Source organism: Synechococcus sp. PCC 7335 (assembly GCF_000155595.1).
GTDB lineage: Bacteria > Cyanobacteriota > Cyanobacteriia > Phormidesmidales > Phormidesmidaceae > Phormidesmis.
Genome location: NZ_DS989904.1, coordinates 1,820,137 through 1,839,707, shown reverse-complemented (window position 1 = coordinate 1,839,707; position 19,571 = coordinate 1,820,137). Strand labels below are relative to the sequence as shown.

The window sequence follows — 19,571 nt, the reverse complement described above, 5'->3', positions numbered from 1 at the left end:
GTTAAAGGCAAATCTTCCTAATCACTTCACCTAGCCACTTAGCAAAGCTTCAATAAATTCATAGCTAGAGAAAGGGCGTAAGTCTTCGATGCCTTCTCCTGCGCCGATGAAGCGGATGGGCAAGCCAAGCTGTTCGACGACAGCTAGGGCAACGCCACCTCGGGCTGTACCGTCTAGCTTAGTCAAGACAACACCGCTGAGCTGAGCAGCTTCTGCAAAGACCTGAGCCTGCCGCAGTCCGTTTTGGCCAAGCGTTGCATCTAAAACAAGTAGGGATTCGACGTTGGCACCGGGGGCTTTTTTATCGATGATTTTACGAACTTTAGACAGCTCATCCATCAGGTTCTTCTTGTTTTGCAGCCGTCCCGCAGTATCAATCAGCAGTAGCTCGATATTACGCGAGTTTGCTGCGCTGATAGCATCAAATACAACCGCGGCAGGATCAGTATTTTTCCCAGGATTAGCGATGACCTCTACGCCACTGCGATCACCCCAAACCTTCACCTGTTCAACCGCTGCCGCCCGAAAAGTATCCGCGGCCCCAATTAAACACCTAAACTCTGATTTCGTTGCAATATGAGCGAGTTTGCCAATCGTGGTCGTTTTGCCCGCACCGTTTACACCCGTCATCAGCCAAATACTAAGCTTGTCTTTCTCCGGCGTGAAAGTCAGGTTGTGCTTGCCCTCAAGCGGGCTCTCCAACATGTCGCGTAGCAACGATTTGAGATAGTCAATAGCCTGGTCGGGCGGTAGGGTTTCTTCTCTAAGTTTGGACTGAAGCGCAGAGATAATCTTGTCAGTAGCCGCAACACCAACATCGGCTTGAAGCAACAGGGCTTCAATCTCATCGACCGCTTCGTCGTTTAATGGCCCTTGTCCAACAATTGACTTGAGCTGGTTGACAAGTCCTCTGCGAGTTTTATCAAGTCCCTGACGCAATTTGTTGAGCCAGGTGATCTCTTCTACAGAAATCTGATCGGGGCGTCGGCCTTGAGAAGCAAGGACTTCTGCCGACCACAGAAAGGCTTCGTCCAGGTCAATATCGAGTGGAACAAAAGTCTGCTCGGGTGGAGTGGGTTCGGGTTCGGGTTCAGGCTCTAGAATTGCCTCGGCTTGCAAGCGTTCTAGGCGAGCTACTCGCTCTTGCTCAGCTTGAGCAGCCCAAAAAGGCCGAGCGGTTGCAGGTTCGGGTTCGGGTTCTCCTTCAGTGACCTCATCGGTAGCATCCTCAGTGCTAGTCGCTGTAGTGCTAGCAGTGTCGGTAGCTGTTACTACAGAAGCATCTACGCCAGGAACTTCCGTTTCGGATGCTTCTGTAGGATCTGGTTCAGTATCAACTTCTTCTACATCAGGCTCAGTTTCTGCAGTAGGTTCAAGAACCTCAGCTGGCGTGGAAGCTTCAACTGTAGCTGCTGCCTCAACAGGCAGCACCTCTTCTTTAGAGGCAATTTCTGTAGAAGCTTCGGCCTGAGTAGCTTCGTCTGCAGCAACCTCTTTCTCAGATTCTTCTGGCTCCTGAGTCTGCTCAGCTTCCGTACCCTGCTCAGCTTCTGTGCTCTGTGTCTCGCTTTGTGCTTGACGAGACTGAATATTTTGATAGGCAGCCTTTGCCCAATTCAGATAGTCTTCTGAGCTAGCAGGCGTTTCTTCCGGCTTTTCTTCAACGACCTGTTTTTGGTCTTCGCTCTTTTTGGGTTCTTCGGGCTCCTGATAGCTGCGTTTAAACCAGTTGAAAGCTGCCATGACCCTGAACTCACTCTTGTAACTTACCTAATTCGTTCTTCAACTTGGACTTGAAGTCTAAGACGATTGTACTGCCGCTTATAGCTTATCAGTCGTACGACGCAGCACCCCATTGATAAAGCGATAGCCATCTTCATCACTGTAACGTTTGGCCATTTCGATCGCTTCATCGATAGCCACTTTTTTGGGCACATCCATATAGACAATTTCGATCATCGCGAGTCGTAAGATATCTCTATCTACACGGGCAAGGCGGCGAATGCTCCACTTTTCCATTGCCTCATTTAGCTGAGCGTCGATCGCCTTTTGATAGCTAATCCAGTTCCCTAGTAGTTCGCAGGCGTAACCGCGGATGTCATCTCGACTCAGCAGAGCAACAAGCTGCTCAGGTTCGAGCGTGGTCTTGATCTTAGTGATGGTGAGTTTAGCGGTAATAATCGCGCTTTGAATTTGCGATCGCACTGTTTCGATATCAGCCACCTTTTGCTGGTGCTCTCTTAGCAATTGATCGGCAGCTTCTACGCTTTTAGCAGCAGATTCTAGGGACTTACGCACTGCCGTCATTTCTTTACTGGTCTGCTGAGAGAACATTAGCAGTTCCAATTTCTCGCCTACTTGGTTGATAGCCGTTTTGGTCAAAGGAATCGAGGACTGTATACGCGATCGCGCCTCTTTAAGATCAATCGTGCGCGTTTCGCTTTCTAGAATCAGCCTCTCACCCCGTTGCAGTTCGCCCTCAGCGGTCTCTATCCCCTCTTTAGCATCAGCCCCTAGCGCTGTCAGTGCCTTAAGAAGCAAGCCATCCAACTGCTTTTTGGAATAATCAGCAGCGACGCTAATCGAAGTCTGCCTTCTAGAAAGGTTATCCGTAAGCTGACTGACGCCTAGAAGAGCCAGTTCACGGGCGATAGAGCGCGCTTTCATTCCTTACCATCAAACGTTGAGTTCAGCCATTCTATCAGCCTTTCCCTGAATACCTAGCCTCGAGATATTCAAACAAAGCCTCAGGGTAAAGCCTTAGGCGAATCGCCTACCTGACCACTGCTTAGCCAAACTTCTCGCAACCTCTAGCTGTCCTCAGGCAAAGGTTCTGGCATAGAGTTTAAAGGTTGATGCGACTGGGGCTGATGCGACTGAGTCTGAGCTATCACACTCTCAGCTGGTAGCGACGAAGGAGTACTCGTCGGTGCGTGTAGTTCCTTAGGCTGGTCGCTATTGATACGACCAGGAGGAATTTCAGCAGCCAGATTCGGACCCACGATACCGCCAGAGAGTAAAACTTTAAAGGCGTCTTCTACAGAGATGGAAAGATTGAGAATGTCATCTTCTGATACGACAGAATACCAACCACTGGTGGGATTAGGCGTTGTCGGAATAAACACACTCAGCATTTTGCCTGGTGCATCGGTGACAGCCGCTCCGGTGACAAACGCGATCGCCCACAGTCCGCGTCGAGGATACTCGATCAAGACCACCCGGCGAAATCGACTCTTCGAATCTTGAAAGATAGTCTGCAATAGCTGCTGAATGGTTTTGTAAACCGACCCGGCTAGCGGAATCGATTGCACAATCCGCTCACCCAAGTCCAGCAGCCACCGACCCGCAAAATTTCTAGCCATCAGACCAATCAGCAAAATTGCCAACAGCGGCACCGAAAAGCCAACGGCCAGATTAATTAGATATCCCACAAAAGGATTCAGCTCGGTAAAAGGATTCAGTCGATTGGGAACTCGAGTAAGGAAGCGGACCACCCAGGTAGCGACATTAATCGTCAGCCAAATCGTAGTCGCTAGCGGAATGATGACGACTAATCCCGCGATCAAGTCATTTTTGATGTCTTGCTTAAATTTTTGCAGCACAGCTCACCTGATCTACCAGCACACACTGGTCAAAATATACACAATTTAAACAATTCTTTGCATCTGAGCTTTGTATTTTAGGCTTTGTGTTCCAAGCTTTGTATTCTAGAGCCTCATATTCAATGGCACAGTTGCCTGCATCAGAACATGTTTTGTGTTAGATCTCTCACATCTGTAGCAACTATATCAAATCTATTCGCTCATTATTGAGAATTGAAGCCGCCTTTCTGTATTGATGTATTGACTAGAGCCGCAGAATGTAGCGCGCTAAGTTGAGATAGATTAAAACGCCTAGAACATCGACAACGGTGGTGATAAAGGGTGCCGACATTAGCGCTGGGTCTAAGCTCAGCGATTGAAACAAAAAGGGGAGTGCCGCCCCCGCACTCGAGGCTAATACTGAGATGCCGATCAAGGAGATGCCGACCGTTAGAGAGATTGGCAAGTGAGCAATCTCTGCCCCTTGAAGTACATAGGCCCATCCGGTTACAACAATGGCTAGCATCAGGCCCAAAAATGCACCTGCTACCGCTTCTCGGCGAATGACAGTCACCGCATCTTTGATCTTCAGCTCGTCGGTGTTTAATCCACGAATGACGACCGTAGAAGACTGCGCACCTACATTGCCGCCAGTACCGATCAGCAATGGAATAAAGGCAGCTAGTGCAACCACCTTTTGCAAAATATCCTGTTGAGACTGAATAACCGCGGCAGTGACCGTGTTGGTAATGAGTAAAACAGATAGCCAAACGACTCGCTTACGAGCCACATCTAGCAAATTGCTTTGGAAGTAGTTCTCTCCCCCCGACTGGACACCGCCCAGCGTATAGATATCTTCGGTAGCCTCTTCTTCTAGAATATCAATGACGTCATCTACAGTGATAATCCCCACAAGTCTGCTTTCCGCATCTACCACAGGAACAGCTAGAAAGTCATAGCGTTGAATCACCCGAGCCACGTCTTCTTGGTCTGTGCTGGTCTGCACAGAAACCACTTCACGGGTCATAATTTCGCCGATGGTTTGCTCAGCGCCTCCTATCACAAGCTGACGTAGCGACAGAATTCCAGTCAGCTGACGGGCAAAGTTGGTAACAAAGACGTAGTAGACAGTTTCGCTGAGTTCGGCCTGGGCCCTAATGTGATCAAGCGCCCTACCAACCGTCCAGTTTTCTTTGAGAGCCACATACTCAGGGGTCATAATCCGCCCTGCTGTCTGGGCTTCATAGCCAAGCAGCAAGGCAGTGGCCTGTCGCTCTTGTAAACTGAGCTGTTCTAGCAGGCGACGAACGACTTTAGCAGGCAGCTCGTCAAAAAGTCTAGCTCGATCATCAGGAGACATTTTATCGACAATGTCAATGAGATCTTGACGCTTAAATTCTTCGATTAGGGACTGCTGAACAGAAGAGTCAAGGTTTTCATAGACTTCAATCGCTTCGTCTTTGGACAGCAGACGAAAGGCGATCGCCTGCATGGTGTCAGGTAATCCTTCGATCGCTTCGGCAATATCAGCTGGCTGCACAGGCACCAGCAAGGCTTTGGCACCTCGGAAGTTGTCCTGCTCTAGCAGCACTTGCAGCTGTGATCGCACTAACTCTCTAAGTTCGTGACGTGACGGTTCTCTAGAGGCTGGCTGAGAGCTAGCCGGAGTATTGCTATTTGGCACAAGTTAGCTCTTCTCCTCCCTAACGCACTACTTGCAATATGGCGGTGGCGTTCAGATGGCTACTGTAACGTCCTAGCTGATTGCTCTCATAGCCCTTATATTCGCCCCTATACTACCTTTACTAGCAGCGACTATGTAGGCCCTACTGCTGTAGTCCTAGTCGTGGCGCTCTAGTCATGGTGCTCTGGCCGTAGCGCTCTATAGTCTACTGTCACAGCGCCATTGTTAAGAAGGTTCTAGATCTTTCTCGGCAAAAAACCTACCTGCTAGAAGTAAAACCGAAGAGCAGAGTCTAACTCTGGCTTAAGTTCCTTTTTGTGGCAGTGCTTGATTACGACAAACTTCTCTGGTAGTTGATAGGTTGATTCCGGGGGTGAGCAGGTTCTTCAGCAATCAGCTCTCTGGGTTGAGCCGTGTTGAAGTAAGTGCGATCGCGTCCCTGTAGCTTAGCGGCATATAGTGCATTATCTGCATATCTGATTAGCTCTTCAAAGGCATCGTGCTCTAGCTGTGCAGGTCGTAGGGTAGAGATGCCGATACTCATGCTAAGAAATTGCTTGACCAAAGAACCCCGATGCGGAATTTGAGCCCGAGCAATCTCTTCTTGAACCGTTAGGGCCACTTTTTGAGCCCCTTCAGCATCGGTATCAGGCAGCAAGACGGCAAACTCCTCTCCGCCATAGCGAGCAACCTGATCAAGCTGTCGACGTGCGCCCCGCTGTAAGGCCGCTGCTACCGTCTGCAAACAAGCATCTCCGGCTAGGTGACCATAGATATCGTTGTAGCCTTTAAAGTAATCGATGTCACATAACAATAACGAAATTTTCTGTCCTCTTGCTCTAGCTTCTTTCCAACGGTCTGCAATATTGTGATCGAAGCCTCGTCGATTGGCTACCTGAGTTAGTCCATCGACGAGCGCTAGCTGCTGCAGCACCTGATTTCTCTGAGTCAATGAAACTTTAACCGCTTCTTGCTGCTCTAGAATACGGCTGTATTCTCCGATCCGCGCGGTCAAATCGATCTGGTCTGCCTGTAGCCGACGTACCAGTTGGGCAGTAGAAAGATGATGTTTCAGCCTCAGCCAGCACTCTTCCGGTGCCATCGATAGTTGCAAGTAGTCGCTACCGCCATAGTGCAATGCACAGTTCAACTCTTGGCTACTCCCTCTAGCCCCTACAAAAACAATCGGCAAGTGCTGTGCGATTGCTCGCTGACGTAGTTCTTGGCAGAGGTGATAGCCTTGTTCACCTGCTGTTTGCAAACTAATCAGCAGTAGATCTGGCATCTGTTCAGTTGCAGCATCTACAACCTGGTCAAGCCATCTTTTGGTGCTAACCTCACAGCCTTTCTCCATGAGCATTTGCAAAATCAGAGTGAACTGATCAGCTGCATCTGATTGATTATCTATATATTTGGGAGTTGAAGTGTCTGGCCAGTACCAAGCGACAACGTTTGGTGCGGCGTCTGACGTTTTTATGGTGGGCATAGTGAAAGATGATGCAGCGCTCGTCTGGGTGAAACATAAGTAGAAGTACGCGTTTCGTACGAACTACCCTCCTTAGTGCAAAGGTAGCAGTTTGCCTAGATGCTTGTTGTCAGTAGAAACACGATAGACACTGATAAATACTTAGTATTTACCCATAGGGTAGATCGGTTCTATCTAATGAAACGCTTGAAACATCCCTGAAATCTACGAAAAAGACTGCCTACGGCGTTGAGAGAACTGATATTACAAACTATTTATTTGTCCATTCCTGACTCAATTGAACCAAGTTCATACTTAGTTTCTACCGAACCAGTTGGTTTTGCCGTAGGCGGTTTGGCTCTACGTTCAGCCATATGACGTACTCGCCTATGCGACAAGTCCTCGATGACGCAACAAAGCCTGAGTGCTAGGCTCTCTTCCTCGAAAGGATTTAAAGACCTCCATCGGATGACGGCTCCCGCCTAATGACAGAACGGTGTCTCTAAACTTGCGGCCAATAGTAGCAACTTCTGCTTTGTTTTCTATTCCAGCTTCCTCAAAAGCAGAGAAAGCATCGGCGCTTAGCACTTCGGCCCAGAAATAGCTGTAGTAGCCAGCCGCATATCCTCCTGCAAAAATATGACCAAAACTACATAGCGCGGCATCTTCTGGTAAGGGTGGCATCAGGGTTGTCAGTTTAGCGATGCGATCGCGTACTTGCCATACTGTCTCCTCCCCATCTTTTCGGTACTCAGCGTGCAGGGCGATATCTACCCAGCCAAAATTGACTTGCCGCAAAATTGCGTTGCCCGTCATGAAGTGACGAGCCGCTAGCAGCTTTTATAGTCGGCTTCAGGCAACGTCTCTCCGGTTTCATAATGTTGTGCCATGCCAAAGAGCGTTTCACGCTCATAGCACCAGTTCTCCATAAACTGGCTAGGTAGTTCTACCGCGTCCCACTCCACATTGTTGATTCCAGCTGCCCCAGCGTAGTCCACATTCGTGAGCATATGCTGCAGCCCATGGCCAAACTCGTGAAAGAGCGTCTCGACTTCACGGAAAGTCATCAGGCTAGGTTTACCGTCTACCGGTGGAGATTGGTTGCACACTAGATAGGCAACCGGCAGTCGAATGTGGGATTGATTTTGCTCGATTACTTTTGCCCTGACAATGCATTCGTCCATCCAAGCACCGCCGCGCTTTTCGGCCGGCCGACTATACGGATCTAAATAGAAATGGGCAATTGTTTCCTGGGTAGTGCTATCAGCCACTTGAAAATAGCGAACGTCCTGATGCCAGACAGGAGCGCTGCCGTCATCGGCTGAGATTGTAATATTGAACAGACGCTCAGCTAAGCCGAAGAGTCCCTTTAGAACATTAGGCAGCGAAAAATAGGGACGCAGCGCCTCATCGCTTAGATCAAACTGTTCTTCTCTCATTCGCTCCATCCAGAAAGGCACATCCCACTGTTTAAGCTCTGTGAACTCGGCTGCGTGTGCCTGAGCAAATGCCTTGATCTCCGCTAGCTCTTTCTGGGCAGCTTCGTAACTAGCCGTTCTAAGCTCTTCCATCAGCGCTTCTACTGCTGAAACTGAAGGGGCCATTTTACGAGCTAAGCTCAGTTCCGCATAGTTGCTAAACCCTAGTAGTTCTGCTTGCTGCTGGCGCAGGTCCAGAATTTGCTCAATCAGCGGAGCATTGTCTAATTCTCCTGTCGAGGCCCTAGTGACAAAGGCTCGGTAGAGCTGCTCTCTATAGTCGCGTCGCTGACTATGCCGCAAGAAAGGAATGTAGCTCGGCATATCCAACGTGATCCGCCATGGACCAGTCTGAGCGATCGCATCTTTTTCGCCGGCCTCCCTAGCCGCCTGCGCAGCTAGGCTTAATAGGCTATCCGGTAGTCCGGCAATGTCTTCTGCCTGGCTCAGCGTCAGACTAAAGGCTTTGGTGGCATCTAAGACGTGATTAGAGAACTGGGTGGAAAGCTCTGCTAGCGACTGCTGAATCTGGTTAAATCTTTCTTTTCGCTCTCCTGAGAGGCCAACGCCCGAAAGTTCTGCGTCGCGTAGGGCAGATTCAATAATGCGCTGTTGAGCCGGCTCTAATGACTTACCAGCTTCACTTTCTTGAAGCTGCTTAAGAGCGTCGTAGATAGGCCGACTCTGACTTAGTTGGTTAGAGAACTGCACAAGCGCTGGTTGAACACTTTCATAAGCTGTGCGCAGTTCAGAGCTATTTTTCACACCCATCAAATGACTAATAATTCCCCAGGTCCAGCTGAGTTTTTCAGTAATAGCATTCAGCGGCTCGACTAGGGTTTCCCAAGTTGGAGCAGTTGGATTAGATTGGCCTAAGTTTGCACTAATCTCTGTCTCAATAGCAGCAAATTCGGATCGAAGTGAACTCAGCAGCTGCTCAACCCCTGGAACCACATGTTGAGGCTGAATATCGTTGAAGGGAGGTAAGCCTTTACCAATCAGCAATGGATTGTTAGAAACCGCTGTGGACGAATTTGTAGGGACTGACACGCTCATAGAAAACCTTACAAGACCTATAGATAGGCTAAAAACAAAGAAAGTGAAACTCATAACGACTATGAGTCTCACTCCTATAATACTCGATATATTACTTACGAACTAACGCTTATGGACTGATGGAGGGGCATAGGCGACTACGCTTTAAAGCGCGATTTGCTAGGAACATAGTCTACCAAAGACACTACTCCCCAGGCGCTGAATAGCCTTGAATATTTTCAGGCCGTAAGGGACGCATTATTTGACTAGCTTTAGCGATTAGTCCCTCTGAGCCCTTGACGACAACAAGATACTTACCGGCATCGAGTCGATTGCGATAGGAAACGGCATCACCGCTGCCAATGCCGATACCAGTCCCTCCACCGATAAAGAAGCTACCCATACCACCGGCGATCGCGCCTAATATACCACCGATAAGTCGATTACCTAAGGTACCTGCCCAGGGGAAGGTATCAAGACCCGTAATTGCGTTAAATGCGAAGCCGCCCACAAAGCCAAAAGGGATTATCCACGTAGCCATGCGCTTAATTTGCTTCCAGGCTTCGTCCTTAGGATCGATGAGTCCGTAGTCATCAGCGGATTTGAAGCCCTTGCCGAGCAGATCTACTCTGTCCATCGTGATGTTGGCAGACTCAAGCGCTGTGTAGGCCGTCTCGGCTTGGAGGCGATCGCTCCAGACAGACACTAGATAATTCATCGTTTGGCTTTCTCCTGTTCTTGATTGATTCGCTGATCACCCTCTGAAGCAGTTTGATTGGATGCTCTAGTAGACGTTTGAGGACTCGGCCTGAACAGATGGTCGTGGGTAGGATTGTAGAGACGCGATCGCACTTCTGCTTCTCTTTTGAGCTCTGCTCTCTCTTCTGCAGGGACTGACTGGAGGGCTGACTGCTTAATCACCGCTCGATGTGCAAGTGCTGGGGAGATGATATACAGCGTTGTTCGCACCAATTCATCCGCCTGACTAGCCGCAGCCATCTGATAGAGCGGAACTACCTTGATTTGCTCATCAGGCCATCCCACTCGAAAGCAAATTGCTACAGGTGTATCAGCCGGATAATGAGCCATCAGCTGAGTTTGAGCCGCCAAGACATGCCGAGCACTCAAATACAAACACAGACTAGCCCGGTGAGCTGCTAGGCCCGCTAACTCTTCTGTATCAGGAACTTGCGTTCGTCCGCTAGTTCTAGTCAAGATAATACTCTGTACCTGAGCTGGAATCGTTAGCTCAACCTGTAGCTTAGCCGCCGCTGCTTGAAACGCACTGATACCAGGAACGACCTCGAATGGAATATCCGCTTCGCTCAGCCTGAGCATCTGCTCGTGAATAGCACTATAGAGGCTAGGATCGCCCGAGTGAAGTCTAACTACAGACTTTCCCGAGCGGACTCGTTCGATCATCAACGGCACAATCGCTTCAAGTGTCATCTTCGCAGTAGCAACCTTCTCAGTATCCGCACGAACGGTTTGTAAAATTTGCGTCGGTACTAGCGAATTGGCGTATACCAAAACATCTGCTCGTGCAATAAGCTTTTGAGCCTTAACTGTTAACAACTCTGGGTCGCCTGGACCCGCACCAACAATATAAACAGCCGGCACAGGCCGAGTAGAATGAGTCAGAAAATCCATGCAAACCTTACAATCATGAGTCTAAAAAGATACTAAACGGAACGGGTTAAAAATAAGTTGTTTTTAAGGCGACTATAAGTACGAACCAACATCAAATAAAGTTGCTATACGACGTCAGTATTCATCAATTCACTACTATTTACAGCCGTTTCTTGAAGACTAAATAAAGGTGAACGTGAATCACAAAAGGCTGTCCAAAAATCCTGCATGTTGGTATGTAGATGCACCCTGATTCAGAGCTCTGAAGGTCTTTTTTAGTCCTTTGGAGCTTTTTCTTTTTTTGATTTTCTTTTTTTGATTTTATCTATTTATATTTATCTATTTACATATTGTCTTTAGAGCTCTTCTTTGGCCCTTTTATCTTTGGCCTTCCGCTCTCTAGCTCGCAATCGACTCACTGGTACGGTATCAGGCAGTTGCTTACCCAAGCCATAGGTCCAAACCAGACCCGCACTACCTATGGCAATTCCAATCAGACTTACCAGCTGGGCCATCTTGATTGGACCAAACATCAAGCTATCGGTTCGTAGTCCCTCGATCCACACCCGGCCAAGACTATAGGCAATTAGATAAACTAAAAACAGCGTTCCGGCTCTAAACTTCTGAGGCCGCTTCAACCCCCAGAAAAACAACCACAGCAGCAGCGAAAACACGCCTAAATTCCACAGAGACTCGTAAAGGAAAGTAGGATGAAAGTATTCAAACTCACGTAGACTAGGCGGTCTATTAGAGAGTGGAATAAACAGTTTCCACGGCAAATCGGTCGGCGCTCCATAGGCCTCTGAGTTGAAGAAATTTCCCCAGCGACCAATCGCCTGCCCCAAAATCAGCGACGGAGCAACAACATCACTCAGTTGCCAAAAAGATAACCGATTAAGTTTTGCGAAAAGAATAGTCGCGAGGGTGCCACCAATCACAGCACCGTGAATAGCAATTCCCCCCCTCCAGATAGCAATGATATCGCCAGGGCGATCAGCGTAAGATGACCACTCAAATAGGACATAGTAAAGGCGCGCACAGGGGATCGCCGCCACGACAAGCCAAATTACCATATCGCCTACTTTCTCTGGGTCAATGCCTCGTTTTCTGGATAGATATTGCGATAGGGCTACACCAATCAAAACAGCTGAAGCAATCAGTAAGCCGTACCACCTCAACGTCAAAGGACCAATACTTACAATATCTGGCCCTGGCGATTGAAAAACCGCTAGTAGACCAGTCAGTAGCGGCGATCGCGGCGAGTGTACGGGCATGAGGTTAAACAAGTTCATCTAGTTTTCAACCTCGGCCATTTCGATCACTTCACCATTAAAGTCTTTGACTAGAAAATTGAGCGGGCGATCGCGTCTTAGCTTATGCCGGATGCCTCTAGTTTGTACCTGCATCAGCAAATACTCCAAGCAGTCGTGGTCAAAGCAAACGTGCCGCTGCCGATTGCGATTACCTAAACTCGCCCCCCCAATGACATGAAGCTGCGTGTTTTTCTTGAGCTGATACCACAGCCCATCAGAGCCGCCGTAGCTTTCTTCTGGAAAGCCGCCAAGATGCGGGCCGCCGAAGTGGCCAAAGCTTGAAGCGCCCATCATCGGATCTATACCGGCTGTGCCTAAGGTCTGCTCATAGTTGTAGTAATAGTGCAAAGGGACATCTGCTGCTGACAAGCTGAGCATACCTTCGTAAAATCGACGGGCAACCTCTACATCAGAGACCATCACAGTATGAACCTTGGGCGCACCGCGTAAAAAAGCCCACATTGCACCCGCGTAGGCTACTAACAGCATCACCATGATGCCTTGGGTCGAGACCAACGTATCTAGCGGAATATTGGCGACTATTCCGTTCAATGCAGAGCTAGTTATCATCGCGCTAAAGGAAAGGTGATGTTGGTTTATAGTCTACCAACTTAGCAATTGTGATCGATTTGTAGAGGGGTTCGGGAAGCTTAGTAAGCATCAAAGCTAAGGCAAGCAAACCATGTTGCTCGCCTTAGCATCATATCTTGAGTGAACTAGGTAGGACCCACTACCTCTAAGCAGAAGGAGAATTAGCGTTTGCGCAAGCTGCGCACTTAGAGCTTGATACCCCGCCTCAAACTCTAGGACGCTTAATCCTAGCTGATATGCGCACAATATGTTTCAAACATCCATTAGTAGCTGACACTTCTTCAGCGGAGGCGGGGTTAGTTGAGCTTTGAGATTGGCAAAAGTTTTCAGTTGAAATGTTCGCTTATAGAGGCCTTACTAATTTACCGCTATATAGCAGTCAGGATCATCAATAAAAGGCAGAGCTTAGACGCCTGCTGACATCGCCATACCACTCAAAACTTTAGCGAAGAAATTATGGTTTGATTTCAGCCTATGGGATCGCACCGCCTGTACTAGCTATTGCTTCAGCATTGTTAGATCGGATGCACAACTAGATTCCATGTATCATCTCTGTGAGGCCAAGAAAATATCAGTGCCGCTTATGGACTCTCTATTAGATCCTCTAGATCCTCAACAGCTAGAACCCTCAATAGTAGCAAGACAAAGACAACTCCCTTTACGGTTCGATATCGTCAGCCTCTTTCCAGAGTTCTTTGTCTCTCCGCTTGAATCTGGGCTGATTGGGAAGGCGCTACAGCGACAGATTGCGACTGTTGAGATCACTAATCCAAGGGACTTCACAACCGATAAGCATCATCGGGTAGACGATATTCCATACGGCGGCGGTGTGGGCATGGTGATGAAGCCAGAGCCCATATTTGCTGCTGTTGAATCGCTGCCTATCATGCCCAAGAGGGCTGTGATCTTGATGACGCCGCAGGGTCGAACTATGGAGCAAGCTTTGTTTAAAGAACTTGCTAGCTACGATCAGCTAGTGCTGATTTGTGGACACTATGAGGGCGTTGATGAGCGCGTCTTGAACATCACCACCCAAGAGGTATCTCTAGGCGATTTTGTCCTGACCTGTGGCGAAATTCCGGCCCTGACTTTGCTAAATGGCGTTGTTAGGCTGCTGCCAGGTACGGTAGCAAAAACTGACTCTTTAAAGTATGAAAGTTTTGAAGCCAATTTACTTGACTATCCGCAATACACGAGACCTGCGCAGTTTCGGCAGTGGTCTGTACCCGAAGTGCTGATGTCTGGTAATCATGGTGTGATCGCCCAATGGAGAAAGCAACAGCAGCTAGAGCGAACACAACAACGTCGGCCTGATCTGTTTAAACGTTGGCAGGATAGCACTGAGCGATAGCTTTTCTCGTGCTTTTCTTGGTAATCAGCTTGGCATTTTGCTGAGGGTTCAGCCGATAAAGATATTCTAAGCAACAGGGAAGACGCTATAAGCATTGGACCCTTGACTGAGGTGCAGTTTTCGGGCTGACAGCCTTATGTGACAACTGGTCAAGTAACTCGCGCTCGTTTCATTTATCAGAGAAGCGCTATATAAAGTTGAGTAAGCGTAGAGTGGAGTAAGCGTCATAAATCAACGCTTTATATCTTGATAACGCGAGCAAGCTTCTTACCTATGAATATTCGGATTGGCAATGGATTTGACGTTCACCGTCTACACGCAGGCCGCAAGCTGATTTTAGGCGGAATAGATATCCCTCACTCGCAGGGGCTACTGGGTCATAGCGATGCCGACGCGCTTACTCATGCCATTATGGACGCGATGCTAGGCGCACTGAGCCTAGGAGACATTGGGGTGTACTTTCCACCCGATGATCCTAAGTGGGCAGGTGCAGATAGCCAGGTGCTGCTCGCTCAAGTGAACCGGCTGGTAGGCGATCGCGGTTGGCACGTTTGCAATATTGATAGCGTTGTCATTGCTGAAAAGCCGAAATTAAATCCGCATATTCCCAACATGCGGACTCGACTAGCAACGACCCTCTCTATCGAGCCTGATCAAATTGGCATCAAAGCGACCACCTACGAGAAGCTTGGTCCTATTGGGAGAGAAGAAGGTATTGCTGCCTACGCAGTGGCACTATTGCAGTCCTAGTAGTTGCTGCAGTCCTAGCATCCGTTTATAGACCTAGTACGTATAATTTCTAAGTCCCTTAGTAAGATACTCAACTCAGTAGAGTACAAAGAGCTGGCGTCGAAATTTAGTATGCCAGTCTATGAATTGCCCTTTTCTATCTTTTAGGAAACAGGCTTCATCATATTTTTACTATATAGGGCAAGTTTGGTATAAAAAGTTCAAAAACCTAGCCAAAACTACGTAAAACCCGTCCAAAAACCCTATTGAGGTATCAAAATATACGTAAATCTTCTTATACTACTTATACAATCTTTGTAAATCCTTACAGTACCAGTCACCGGTCTAGCTATTTCTTCTGAAAGCTATTTGTAAAGATTCACTAAACGTCTGTGTTTTTCCCACTATTGGGTTTGAACAGAAAGGCAATTATCTCTATTAGGCAGCTAGAGCCGTATCTAGGGGACATTCCCATCGCTCTCCTGCACAGAGTAGCAACTCTTCTGGGCTAGACGATGAGAAAGTGAGCGATAAAACTATCAAGAATTCCTGATAGGTACAAGATGGTGTCGAGATTTCACCGAAGCGGATTAAGTTCTTGAATATAGAAGCGTACAAGCAAAACCATACCTGTAGAAGCGAGACCGCTGAGATAGCAGCGAAACCAAAAGTACGTAAACGGGTTCAGAACACAGCTCAGCTGGAATTAGCAAGGTAACGAAGGAAATATATTCGTTTGAAATATTTATTGACAAGTGGAGGATAAGAGCGTGAATGGAGTAGGCGAATCATCAGTTGTGTTAGTACCTTCCGTGCATAATCCGTTTGGCGCGACAAAGCTATCACCACTTAAGGGCTTTTCTACTAGCCCACCGGAACGCATTGGCATCCGAGGCGAGTACGACTACAACGGCTTAGCTAATAGGGTTCTAAGGTGCTTTAATCAATCTGTTAAAGAAGACATCAGCCAGCTGAAGGTCCGTCAGCGCGGATGTGTCGTTATCTTGACAGGTGTTGTCTCGTCACGAACATTATTAGATCAGTTAGTAGCACTAGCAGCTAACGTAGAGGGAACGGCTCACGTTGAAATTCGTTGCGTTAGGTTTACCGAAGAGGCAGCTATTACATAGTCCGTCTGTATAAACGGTCCGTCTATACGAATATCTAATCTAAGTAGCCATTACGGATAGCGCTCTGTTCTAGGGCGGCGAGCTATTCCATCATATTTGCCACAAAGTCTGTAAAGACTTCTCCTTTCACAAACTGCGGATGCGCCATTACTTTTTGGTGGAATCCGATAGTCGTTGGCAAACCAGTGATAGCAAATTCTCTAAGCGCTCTTTGCATACGCCGAATCGCTGTATCTCTGTTTGGACCCCAAACAATAAGTTTGCCGATTAGCGAATCATAGTAAGGTGGAATTTCATAGTCGGTATATACATGAGAGTCCATCCGAACCCCTAAGCCACCAGGGGCTAGATAACCGCTAATTCTACCGGGATTAGGCCGGAAGTTGTGCTCTGGATCTTCTGCATTAATCCGGCATTCTATGGCATGACCACGTAGTTGGATATCGGCTTGAGTAAATAGTAGGCGATCGCCTTGGGCCACCCGGATTTGCTCAGCAATCAGATCGATCCCCGTTACCATCTCTGTGACAGGGTGTTCAACCTGGATGCGGGTATTCATCTCCATAAAATAGAATTCGCCCGTACGGTCCACCAAAAACTCTACCGTGCCAGCACCCACATAGTTGATAGACTCAGCAGCCCGGACCGCCGCCGCACCCATCTGCTGTCTTAATGATTCGTCTAAAGCGGCGCTAGGAGCTTCTTCTAAAAGCTTTTGATGGCGTCGTTGAATGGAGCAATCCCGCTCGCCCAAATGAACAACATTGCCATAGCTATCCGCTAGAATTTGGAACTCTATATGACGTGGGTTCTCGACAAACTTTTCTAAGTAAACACCGGGATTACCAAAAGAAGCTTCTGCCTCTCCTTGAGCAGCTAAGAACATTTTTCCAAGCTCATGGGGAGCGCGTACCAAACGCATACCACGCCCACCCCCTCCTGCGGTTGCTTTAATGATTACTGGGTAGCCAATTTCGGCAGCAAGTTTAGCAGCCTCCTCCTGGCTATTTAGCAAACCCTCACTACCTGGAACGGTAGGTACTTTGACCTTTTGCATGGTCGCTTTAGCAGTCGCCTTATCACCCATCGCCAGCATCGCCGCCGCAGTAGGGCCAATGAAAACAAGATTATGGTCAGCGCAGATTTCAGCGAATCGAGCGTTTTCAGCCAGAAAACCATAGCCTGGATGAATGGCAGTTGCGCCTCTCGTGAGCGCAGCAGCGATAATATTTGGAATGTTGAGATAGCTTTTGCTGCTGGAGGCTTCACCAATACAGACGGCCTCATCAGCTAGTTGAACATGGAGAGCACTGCGATCAACGGTGGAATGGACAGCGATGGTAGCGATTCCCATTTCTTCGCACGTGCGAATAATCCGTAGTGCGATCTCACCACGATTGGCAATCAAAATTTTAGAGAAGCTCATCTAGCGGTCAGCATTTGCTGCTAAGTCATCAAGAAGCTGATCGTATCACGCATCCTTCTACCCCTCTTTACTTTGGTGGAAGGCTTTAGTCCTCGCCGTAACTACATAAAGCAAACGTATCCGTAGAAACTGTCGAAAGGTGTCCATTATGCCGTATTGTTATAAGTCGATGTTGCCATCATTTGCGGATGTGGTGGAATTGGTAGACACGCACGCTTGAGGGGCGTGTGGCTCATGCCTTGCGAGTTCGAGTCTCGCCATCCGCATAGGCTCAAGACAGGTTGTGGCCACAGGGCTCCTGTAATAGGATTTCTGTACTTTGGCTGTCAGATTTTAGTGAAAATAGAATCCCTCCGAATTCATTTTGGTTGCAAGTCATAGCAAAACACACAGGCTAAAGAGTTTGATCTAGAAGGTTCGACTCTACAACTTTGGTAGATAATTGCGTAACCTTATCTCTATAGTCCCGCTTTTGTCGCTTTCTATTGTTTGCAACTTGCTAGGTATGACTTGTTCGCTGGTTATGACTTGTTCGCTATGATAAGAGCAAGGATATAAACTTTTGTAAACACATTGGCTTCAGCGTCTTCCGCTCTTTCTTCGACTCAACCAGCTACCTGGTATGCTTTGAAACCTCTATGGCAAGGCAATCAATCTGTTGTGAAACGAGGGCTGCCTCACGATCAGCTTTCCCCGGCATGGCAGATATTGATGCTAGGAGATGGTTCGCCAACGCGCCATCTGCAGCTACTAACCCGTGAACCAACAGAGGTCGATGTCATCGATATGTCGCCTGTAGCCGCAGGTGGGGACTATGCACCTTTGCCCATTGCACAAGTGCCAGGCCCACATTTGCGCCGTCAGGTCTGGCTGCGGACAGCTTCTGGTCAGCGACTAGCTTATGCTACCTCTTGGTGGGAAGCTAGTCATGTAGACGAATACCTAGAAAATCGCGCTTTACCGATTTGGGCTAGCCTAGCTAAACTACGCACGGAACTCTATAGAGATATTCAAGGAATTGAGTTTGGTTATTCTACCGCTCTAGAGAAGGCATTTGAGCAAAAGGGCCCGTTTTGGGGACGGCATTATTTGTTTTGGCACCATGGGCAACCGCTAACACTGATATACGAGGTGTTTTCTCCTTACTTGATTCGGTATTTAGGACCGATGGGTTCGGAATGTAGTTAGGATTTTGTCTGTGCAAAGCTGCGCTTCAGGATGACACGGACTATCTGCAACGATCACTTGCCCCTGAGTAATCTCCAGCTTCTCCTATATTCGCCTTTAAACTATTAGCCACCTCGTCGATCGCCAGGTCTCGGGTTCAATCCCAGCTACCAAGGAATCACTTGAGGAACCTTACGCGTCATCAAGCTGAAGTGTTTGCTCAAAAGTGTTTGCTCGACCTCGATGCTAACTCCGTACTCCTAGCTCAAAGTATACTCTCCATGTAGCAGATATGAGAGAGGGTCTGTAAAACACGACTACTACTGCATTGGTTGCAATAGGCACACAAGCAGACGATATACAGGAGTAGTCATGGCACCAAAACAATCGTCTTTTCTATTGTTCGCTAATTGATTAGCTCTTCGACTATCCCCAAGGTTTGATTGTTCCTAGGGTGCAGTCTCAGTCTAAAGACGATACTGGTATTTAGGTGTGCTCATAGCGCTCCGATGGTAGTGATTGGTAATTGCGCTATGGTTTGTAATGTCCTGATGTACGACTAGAGGCTTGTGCTTGTCTCGCCACTTTTTCGGAAATTTTGAAGGGCACTTTACCAGCAGTTGAAGTCGAAATCTTCAAGTGATCTAACTCCGCTTTGTAGTGTCCTTAGTTGCTATCTATTCAATGCTAACTACTTAGTTAAATGTCTGACGAGTTTAGCATTCTTCGCTTGGCACTCTACACTGGTTGGCACTCTACACTGGTTGGCACTCTACACTGGTTGGAGGACTAGTTGCTAAAGACGACATCCGTTCACCTACTTAGCACTTTCCTATGAACACTGAGACCTGCTAATCGAGGCAAGTCGCGCTAGTCGACGAACTAAACCTATAAGCGGGGCAGAAATCAAAATCAGAAAGGACACCGACGACTGGCCGTGTTTCGTCTCGGTGTCCTTAACTGGTTCGCTCCTCACACAATATCACTATAAG

The 19,571-nt window shown here is 48.1% G+C and carries 14 protein-coding genes, 1 tRNA gene and 1 pseudogene; 5 read left to right on the top strand and 11 right to left on the bottom strand.

The window, feature by feature from the left end; genetic code table 11:
* Positions 1-30: 30 nt before the first annotated feature.
* The 10 genes and pseudogenes from ftsY to S7335_RS08030 form a co-directional block, all read right to left on the bottom strand.
* Positions 31-1,743, bottom strand: coding sequence for a signal recognition particle-docking protein FtsY (gene ftsY, locus S7335_RS08075; protein WP_006453805.1), 1,713 nt, complete (start codon positions 1,741-1,743; stop codon positions 31-33).
* 78 nt (positions 1,744-1,821) lie between these two features.
* On the bottom strand, positions 1,822-2,667 hold the full coding sequence (gene nusB / locus S7335_RS25830) for a transcription antitermination factor NusB (protein WP_006455465.1): 846 nt from the start codon (positions 2,665-2,667) through the stop codon (positions 1,822-1,824).
* A 143-nt stretch (positions 2,668-2,810) separates the two neighbouring features.
* Positions 2,811-3,602 (bottom strand): DUF502 domain-containing protein, encoded by a 792-nt coding sequence (locus S7335_RS08065; RefSeq protein ID WP_006454778.1) that lies wholly within the window; start codon positions 3,600-3,602, stop codon positions 2,811-2,813.
* Positions 3,603-3,846: 244 nt separating this feature from the next.
* A complete protein-coding gene (gene mgtE / locus S7335_RS08060; RefSeq protein WP_006454066.1) occupies positions 3,847-5,265 on the bottom strand; it encodes a magnesium transporter in 1,419 nt (472 codons plus the stop codon).
* Between the two features lie 331 nt (positions 5,266-5,596).
* Positions 5,597-6,751, bottom strand: a complete 1,155-nt coding sequence (locus S7335_RS08055; protein ID WP_006456642.1) for a diguanylate cyclase domain-containing protein — start codon at positions 6,749-6,751, stop codon at positions 5,597-5,599.
* A 366-nt stretch (positions 6,752-7,117) separates the two neighbouring features.
* Positions 7,118-9,264: pseudogene (locus S7335_RS08050) on the bottom strand (M3 family metallopeptidase).
* Between the two features lie 184 nt (positions 9,265-9,448).
* On the bottom strand, positions 9,449-9,961 hold the full coding sequence (locus S7335_RS08045) for a hypothetical protein (RefSeq protein WP_006457477.1): 513 nt from the start codon (positions 9,959-9,961) through the stop codon (positions 9,449-9,451).
* Positions 9,958-10,893, bottom strand: coding sequence for a precorrin-4 C(11)-methyltransferase (gene cobM / locus S7335_RS08040; RefSeq protein WP_006454173.1), 936 nt, complete (start codon positions 10,891-10,893; stop codon positions 9,958-9,960). Before cobM ends, S7335_RS08045 begins: the two co-directional genes overlap by 4 nt.
* 335 nt (positions 10,894-11,228) lie before the next feature.
* On the bottom strand, positions 11,229-12,146 hold the full coding sequence (gene lgt / locus S7335_RS08035; RefSeq protein ID WP_050765967.1) for a prolipoprotein diacylglyceryl transferase: 918 nt from the start codon (positions 12,144-12,146) through the stop codon (positions 11,229-11,231).
* Positions 12,147-12,164: 18 nt separating this feature from the next.
* Complete coding sequence (locus S7335_RS08030) at positions 12,165-12,755, bottom strand: glyoxalase-like domain protein (RefSeq protein WP_038015896.1); 591 nt, start codon at positions 12,753-12,755, stop codon at positions 12,165-12,167.
* A gap of 595 nt (positions 12,756-13,350) precedes the next feature.
* Between S7335_RS08030 and trmD the strand changes: the two genes are divergently transcribed.
* From trmD to S7335_RS08015, 3 genes are all read left to right on the top strand, one after another.
* Entirely contained in the window at positions 13,351-14,127 is a 777-nt protein-coding gene (gene trmD / locus S7335_RS08025; RefSeq protein ID WP_006454731.1) for a tRNA (guanosine(37)-N1)-methyltransferase TrmD, read from the top strand.
* Between the two features lie 273 nt (positions 14,128-14,400).
* Complete coding sequence (ispF, locus tag S7335_RS08020) at positions 14,401-14,877, top strand: 2-C-methyl-D-erythritol 2,4-cyclodiphosphate synthase (RefSeq protein ID WP_006456333.1); 477 nt, start codon at positions 14,401-14,403, stop codon at positions 14,875-14,877.
* 749 nt (positions 14,878-15,626) lie between these two features.
* Positions 15,627-15,986 carry a hypothetical protein gene (locus tag S7335_RS08015; protein ID WP_006455300.1) on the top strand — a complete coding sequence of 120 codons (360 nt, stop codon included), beginning with the start codon at positions 15,627-15,629 and terminating at the stop codon, positions 15,984-15,986.
* Positions 15,987-16,068: 82 nt separating this feature from the next.
* Here S7335_RS08015 and accC read toward each other — a convergent pair whose 3' ends face one another.
* Positions 16,069-17,412, bottom strand: coding sequence for an acetyl-CoA carboxylase biotin carboxylase subunit (accC, locus tag S7335_RS08010; protein WP_006454283.1), 1,344 nt, complete (start codon positions 17,410-17,412; stop codon positions 16,069-16,071).
* A gap of 184 nt (positions 17,413-17,596) precedes the next feature.
* Here accC and S7335_RS08005 point away from each other — a divergent pair.
* Positions 17,597-17,678: transfer RNA gene (locus tag S7335_RS08005), tRNA-Leu, on the top strand.
* A gap of 307 nt (positions 17,679-17,985) precedes the next feature.
* Positions 17,986-18,600, top strand: a complete 615-nt coding sequence (locus S7335_RS08000) for a chorismate lyase (RefSeq protein WP_006456163.1) — start codon at positions 17,986-17,988, stop codon at positions 18,598-18,600.
* The last annotated feature ends 971 nt before the right edge of the window (positions 18,601-19,571 follow it).